Below are 6,664 nucleotides of genomic sequence, written 5' to 3'. Positions count from 1 at the left end.
GAGCTACAGACACTACTCGCGGTCTGGACCGGCACCTGTCCGACCTGCCACCGCGACATACCAGCACCAATACGGACCTGACCAAGCCCTACTAGGCGCTGGCCAGGGTCAGCTTCACCGCGAAGCCGAGGAAGAGGGCGCCGGCGGCCGAGGTGGCCCCCGCCGACAGCCTCTTGCGGCGGCGGAAGGCCTCCGAGAGCCGCGTACCGCTGAATATCAGCACGGTGAGGTAGAGGAAGCTCGCCAGCTGGGCGAAGACACCCAGGACGACGAAGGAGAGGGCGGGGTAGGCGTACCCGGGGTCGACGAACTGCACGAAGAAGGCGACGAAGAACAGGATCGCCTTCGGGTTGAACAGACTGATCACGAGGGCCCGGCGACCAGGCCGCTCCTCGGTCGCGCCGGCGACGGTCGACGCCTCCTCCACGGTCCTCACCCGCCGTGTCCGCCACATGCCCCAGGCGGCCCGCAGCATCCCGATCGCGAGCCACGTCAGATAGCCGGCCCCGGCGTACTTCACGATCCCGAACAACACGGCGTTCGTCTTGAGCAACGAGGCGACCCCGGCCGCGGAAAGCGTCATCAGCACGGTGTCCCCGCAGAAGACACCGGCGGCCGCGGTGTATCCGGCCCGCACCCCCCGCCGGGCGGCGACGGACAGCACATACAGGGAGTTGGGCCCGGGCAGGAGCACGATCAGGACAAGTCCCGCCAAATACGTAGGGAGATGGATCACGCCGAACATGGGAAGGAGTGTCGCACGCGGATACCCGGGCGCGACACTCCTGTTCCAGGCCTCACCGAACGGAGGGCAGGGGCCGGTCAGCGGTCAGAACGCGTCGCTCGGCACGTAGTTGCCCCACACCTCCCGCAGCGCGTTGCACACCTCGCCCACCGTCGCCCGGGCCTTCAGGGCCTCCTTCATCGGGTACAGGACGTTGTCCTCGCCCTTCGCGGCCTTCTTCAGGGCGGACAGGGCCGTGTCCACGGCCGTCTGGTCGCGCTCGGCCCGCAGTTTGGCCAGGCGTTCGGCCTGCTGGGCCTCGATGGCGGGGTCGACGCGGAGCGGCTCGTACGGCTCCTCCTCGTCGAGTTCGAAGCGGTTGACGCCGACGACGACCCGCTCGCCCGAGTCGGTCTCCTGGGCGATGCGGTAGGCGCTGCGCTCGATCTCCTGCTTCTGGAAGCCGTGCTCGATCGCCGAGACCGCGCCGCCGAGGTCCTCGACCTTCCGCATCAGCGCGACGGTGGCCGCCTCGACGTCGTCCGTCATCCTCTCGATGACGTAGGAGCCGGCGAACGGGTCCACCGTCGCGGTCACGTCCGTCTCGTACGCCAGGACCTGCTGGGTGCGCAGGGCCAGGCGCGCGCTCTTGTCGGTGGGCAGCGCGATCGCCTCGTCGAAGGAGTTCGTGTGCAGCGACTGGGTGCCGCCCAGAACCGCCGCCAGACCCTGGACGGCGACCCGGACCAGGTTCACCTCGGGCTGCTGCGCCGTCAGCTGGACACCCGCCGTCTGCGTGTGGAAGCGCAGCATCAGCGACTTGGGGTTCTTCGCGCCGAACTCCTCCTTCATCACACGCGCCCAGATCCGGCGGGCCGCGCGGAACTTGGCGACCTCCTCCAGGATCGTCGTACGGGCGACGAAGAAGAACGACAGGCGCGGGGCGAAGTCGTCGACGTCCATGCCGGCCGCGACCGCCGTGCGGACGTACTCGATGCCGTCGGCGAGGGTGAACGCGATCTCCTGCGCGGGGGACGCGCCCGCCTCGGCCATGTGGTAGCCCGAGATCGAGATGGTGTTCCACTTGGGGATCTCGGCCTTGCAGTACTTGAAGATGTCCGCGATCAGCCGCAGGGACGGCTTGGGCGGGAAGATGTACGTCCCGCGCGCGATGTACTCCTTCAGCACGTCGTTCTGGATCGTGCCCGTCAGCTTGTCGGCGCCGACCCCCTGCTCCTCCGCGACCAGTTGGTACAGCAGGAGCAGGAGCGCCGCGGGGGCGTTGATCGTCATCGACGTCGACACCTTGTCCAGCGGGATCCCGCCGAACAGCACCCGCATGTCGTCGATCGAGTCGATGGCCACGCCCACCTTGCCGACCTCGCCGTGCGCGATCGGCGCGTCGGAGTCGTGGCCCATCTGGGTGGGCAGGTCGAAGGCGACGGACAGGCCCATCGTGCCGTTGGCGATCAGCTGCTTGTAGCGGGCGTTGGACTCCACCGCCGTGCCGAAGCCGGCGTACTGGCGCATGGTCCAGGAGCGGCCCGTGTACATGGTGGGGTACACACCGCGGGTGAAGGGGTAGGCCCCCGGCTCGCCCAGCTTCTCGGCCGGGTCCCAGCCCTTCAGGGCGTCCGGCCCGTATACCGGCTCGACGGGCAGCCCCGACTCCGACTCGCGCGCCATGGTGTGTGCCTCCGCGTTTCCTTGTTACTCGCCAGTTACTCGCCAGTACGAGCCGACTCCCGCCACGGACTGTAGCGGCGGCCGTGCGCCGGGTGGAGTGCCCCACGCTGGGAGCTATCTCACAGCCCGAGTGGTCACTCTGTCTCCCCACCTTGCCCCCTGGTTCGCCACCCGTCACGTCTGGGGAGACATTCCGGTGTACGGCCGGCGACGGACACACCGGTGAGACAGCGAGGGGCGCCATGCGTACCGGAGTCATGAGGAGAGCGGCGTCCGCCTTCGCCGCGGCCACGGCACTGGCCGCCGTGTGCGGCTGCACGGTGCAGTCCCCGGGCCCGGACGGCCGGCCGCGCTCGCCGGTGCACATCGAGATCCCGGACACCGGGCCGCCCGGCGCCCGCAGCAGCGCCCCCGGCGACGCGGGGCCGGCCCGGACCCCGGTCCGCACCACCGCCCGGGTCCTGTGGTCCCGCGGCGACAGCGGCCGTGACGTCCGGGAGCTCCAGGCCCGGCTGCGCCAGATCGGCTGGCTGTTCGACGGGCCCACCGGGTCCTACGACGACCTGACCGAACAGGCCGTCAAGGGTTTTCAGGGAAAGCGCGGGCTGCCGCGGACGGGGCGGACCGACACGGTCACCTGGCAGCGCCTGCTGCGGATGACGCACGAGCCGGGCCGGTGGGAGCTGTATCTGATGGGCGGGCAGCCGGCCGGCCCGCCGGACGGGCGCTGCCTGACCGGCCGGGTGCTGTGCATCGACAAGACCAGCCGGACGCTGCGCTGGATGGTGGACGGGCGGACGCTCTCGACGATGGCGGTGCGGTTCGGCACGGAGTACACACCCACCCGCGAGGGTGTCTTCCAGGTCTACTGGAAGTCGCGACACCATGTGTCGACGCTCTACGACTCCCCCATGCCCTACGCGCTGTTCTTCAGCGGCGGCCAGGCCGTGCACTACTCCTACGACTTCGCGGCGCGCGGCTACGCGGGCGGCTCGCACGGGTGCGTCAACGTACGGGACGAGGCGGCGGTCTCACGGCTGTTCGCGCGGGTGCGGGTCGGCGACCGGGTCGTCGTGCACTGGTGACGCGCGAGGCGAGAGGAAGAGGGAGGAGGACGGGGGCGCGGGCGGGACCGGGGGAACGTGTCCCGCCCGCGCCGAAATGCACGAGCCGTGGGTACGGGGGGAACCCCGGCTCTGTGCGATGGCCGATGACCAGTCGGCTCACTCACTACTGCGCCACCGCCGCGGAAAACGTCACACCCCGCCGGGACAATTTTTCCCGGGGAACGAACTCGCAGGTCAGAGCAGCGACAGTCGCGGGATCACAAGTCGCTGCAGCGGAATCACAGGGCGCTGTAGGTGGGCCCCGGCGACGACGCCGAGGGCGGGGCCGGCTCTTTCGGGACCGCCGAGGCGGAGTCCGGGAGCTGCGGAGCGAGGACCGTGGGTGCGAGGCCCTTGCGGAGGCCGCGGTCGTCGCCGCCGCTGCCGTCTCTGCCGCCGCCTTGGTCGTCGCCTTGGTCGTCGCCCTGTTCGCCCTCGGCGCCCTTGTCGCCCTGGCCCTTCCCGCCGCCCTTGCTCTTCCCGCCGCTCTTGCCGTTCTGGTCGCCTTCGTTCTGGCCCTGGTCGTCGCCGCCCGTGTCACCGGAGCGGCCGTCGACCGCCTTCAGGACACCCTGGCAGTACGACCACACGCGCGCGGAGCCGCCGGCCACTCCCTCCAGGTCGCGCCGGTGGCCGGACTCCAGGGTCTTGCCGTCGCGCAGGTCGCGGCAGGACGAGACGAGCCGGTTCCAGCGGTCGACGGAATTGCCCTGTTCGTCACCGGAGCCGGTGGCGGCGCCACGACCGGGGGCGGCGCTGCCCTCGCGCGGGGTACTCCCGGCGTCGTCGGTGGCGCCGGTCGTGGCGCCGCCGGACGTCGGAGTGCCCGGACCGCTGCCCGTGGAGCCGCCGGGCGAGGGCGACGCCAGCGGGTGTTCCGGTGCCGCGGGGACGGAGACGGAGGTGCCGGGGGCGGGCTCGTCGCCGCGGAACGGCGTCGGCAGCACGCCGGTGGTGGCCGCCGCCGCGACCCCGCCGACCGCGCCCACGGCGAGCGCGGCCGACACCGCGAGACGTACCGGCCGGCCCCGGCGCCGCGCCCCGGCACGCCGGGCACGCCCTCCCGTACCGCCACGCGCGTGCGTGCCGATCCGGACGAGCCCGACCTCGCCGGAGCGCGCGGAACGCGGACGGGAGTGCGCTCCGAGGGCCGCGCCACGCGCGTCGGTCCCCTCCTCGGCGCGCTCGTCGGCGCGTTGAGCGCGCGCCGTGCGGAAGGCGGCCAGCGCGGCGGCCTCACCGGGCAGCGCGGCGTCGGCGGAGTCGTCCGGGTACGCGGAGGCGGGAGAAGCGGCCGGGTCCGGGAAGGCCCGGGCGGCCGGAGGCGGCGGATACGACTCGGCGGACAGGGCGCCGAGCGCCTTGGCGAGCCGTTCGGCCTGGTGACGGACGGTGATGTCGACGGTGTCCAGTGGCTCCCCGCGCAGCAAACGCTCCGCGGTGTCGCGGTCCAGCCACCTGTGCTGCTCCTCGGCCATCACATGTCCTTCTGCGTCCGGGCACGCATATGCGTCACACCGGCGGACGTCACCGCGCGACCCCGCGGTTCTCGCGGAGGCGGCAGCGCGTCGAGCGCGTGGGGGGATTCCGGATCGTCACCGAGGAGTTCCGCGAGCCGTTTCAGACCGCGGTGCGCGGCGGTGCGCACGGCGCCGGGGCGCTTGCCGAGCGTCTCCGCAGCGGTCTTCGCGTCGAGGCCCACGACCACGCGCAGGACCACGGCCTCGGCCTGGTCCTGCGGGAGTTGGGCGATGAGCGAGAGGGTGCTGCCGGTGGCCAGGGCCTCCATGGCCTCGTCCGCGGTGTCGGACTCCGCGGCCCGGCCGGCCAGTTCTGTCTCGTCGCCGCCGATCGCGGGGCGGCGGCCGCGCATGCGTATGTGGTCCAGAGCACGGTTGCGGGCGATCCTGGCGGCCCAGCCGCGGAACCGGTCGGCGTCCCCGCTGAACCGTTCCAGATCACGGGCGATCTGGAGCCACGCCTCGGACGCCACATCCTCGGCGTCCGGCTCGCCGACCAGCGTGCGTATGTACCCGAGCAGCCGCGGGTGCACGGCACGGTACACAGTCCGGAACGCGGTCTCGTCCCCGTCCTGCGCCGCGAGCACCGCGGCGGTCAGCTCCGCGTCGTCCCCCAGCACCCGTGGTGCCCTTCCTTGCGACTGAACCGGCACCGCTGTCGCGGACCGGGCTCTGGCCGTCGTGGTTCCTCAGTTGATGGTTGCGGTGTTCGAGGCGGCAGATCGTTGCGGTGGCCATGCCCGCCGCGCCTCGGCGCGAAAGGCACGTTACGGCCTGAAACCGCCTTCCGTCCATGACCGTACAACGTGCAACCAACCGGAGCCGGGGTGAGGTGTGACAGAAACCGCACTCTCGGCGCTGTAAGGAGTACGGGCCGCGCGGCCCGTGCCGCGCGACGGCCGGGGCCTCTCCTGTGGGGGGTGGCGGCCCCGGCCGTTGCCTCGGTACTCATCGCTCCCCCGCCCCGTCCCGGGCCTCCTCCTCGAGCTGCCGCGCCAGCCGTTTCAACCCCCGGTAGGCCGCGGTGCGCACCGCGCCCGGCCGTTTGCCGAGGACGCGCGCGGCGGCGGGGCCGTCGAGGCCGACGACGACCCGCAGCAGTACCGCCTCCGCCTGGTCGCGGGGCAGCCGGCGGACGAGGTCGAGAGCGCGCTCGGTGGTCATGGACTCCAGGGCCTGGTCATGGGTGCTGTACGGGCCGGGCAGCTCCAGGACGTCCTGTTCCAGTGTGGCGGCCTGGGGCCGCACCCGCCGCCGGCGCAGATGGTCGAGCGCCCGGTGCCGGGCGATGGTCGCCGTCCAGCCGCGAAAGCCCGCCCCGTCGCCCCGGAACCGGCCGAGGTCCCGCGCGATCTCCAGCCAGGCCTCGGACGCCACGTCCTCGGCGTCGTCGCCGACGAGACCGCGCACGTACCCGAGCAGTCCGGGCTGCACCAACCGGTACGCGACGGCGAAGGACTCCTCGTCGCCTTCCTGGGCCCGCCCGACGGCCGCACCCAACTCCCCGTCGTACGCCTGCGCGCGGCGGGGTTCCCCTCCCTGGCCCAAGAACTGTCCTCGTCCGTAGCGAGTCCCCAGACGTGCGCACCACCGACCGGCCGTGTCCACGCCCCCACGGTCATCAGCGT

General features: G+C 72.3%; 6 protein-coding genes. 1 reads left to right on the top strand and 5 read right to left on the bottom strand.

The annotated features are described in order from the left end of the window. Positions 1-91: 91 nt before the first annotated feature. Together leuE and ACFY3J_RS36025 are read right to left on the bottom strand one after the other, a co-directional pair. Positions 92-745, bottom strand: coding sequence for a leucine efflux protein LeuE (leuE, locus tag ACFY3J_RS36030; protein ID WP_384172416.1), 654 nt, complete (start codon positions 743-745; stop codon positions 92-94). A gap of 84 nt (positions 746-829) precedes the next feature. Next, positions 830-2,410, bottom strand: a complete 1,581-nt coding sequence (locus tag ACFY3J_RS36025) for a methylmalonyl-CoA mutase (RefSeq protein ID WP_390842635.1) — start codon at positions 2,408-2,410, stop codon at positions 830-832. Between the two features lie 242 nt (positions 2,411-2,652). On the opposite strand from ACFY3J_RS36025, the gene ACFY3J_RS36020 reads away from it, so the two are divergent. Then, complete coding sequence (locus ACFY3J_RS36020; RefSeq protein WP_384172422.1) at positions 2,653-3,495, top strand: L,D-transpeptidase family protein; 843 nt, start codon at positions 2,653-2,655, stop codon at positions 3,493-3,495. Positions 3,496-3,755: 260 nt separating this feature from the next. On the opposite strand, the gene ACFY3J_RS36015 is transcribed toward ACFY3J_RS36020, so the two are convergent. From ACFY3J_RS36015 to ACFY3J_RS36005, 3 genes are all read right to left on the bottom strand, one after another. Beyond that, a complete protein-coding gene (locus ACFY3J_RS36015; protein WP_390842634.1) occupies positions 3,756-4,994 on the bottom strand; it encodes an extensin in 1,239 nt (412 codons plus the stop codon). After that, positions 4,994-5,656 (bottom strand): RNA polymerase sigma factor, encoded by a 663-nt coding sequence (locus tag ACFY3J_RS36010; protein WP_384172428.1) that lies wholly within the window; start codon positions 5,654-5,656, stop codon positions 4,994-4,996. The genes ACFY3J_RS36015 and ACFY3J_RS36010 overlap by 1 nt, the downstream gene beginning before the upstream one ends. 328 nt (positions 5,657-5,984) lie before the next feature. Continuing rightward, positions 5,985-6,584 carry an RNA polymerase sigma factor gene (locus ACFY3J_RS36005; protein ID WP_384172430.1) on the bottom strand — a complete coding sequence of 200 codons (600 nt, stop codon included), beginning with the start codon at positions 6,582-6,584 and terminating at the stop codon, positions 5,985-5,987. Positions 6,585-6,664: the final 80 nt, after the last annotated feature.

The organism is Streptomyces sp. NPDC001231 (assembly GCF_042896885.1).
Classification (GTDB): domain Bacteria; phylum Actinomycetota; class Actinomycetes; order Streptomycetales; family Streptomycetaceae; genus Streptomyces.
This window is presented reverse-complemented; position numbering and strand designations above follow the sequence as displayed.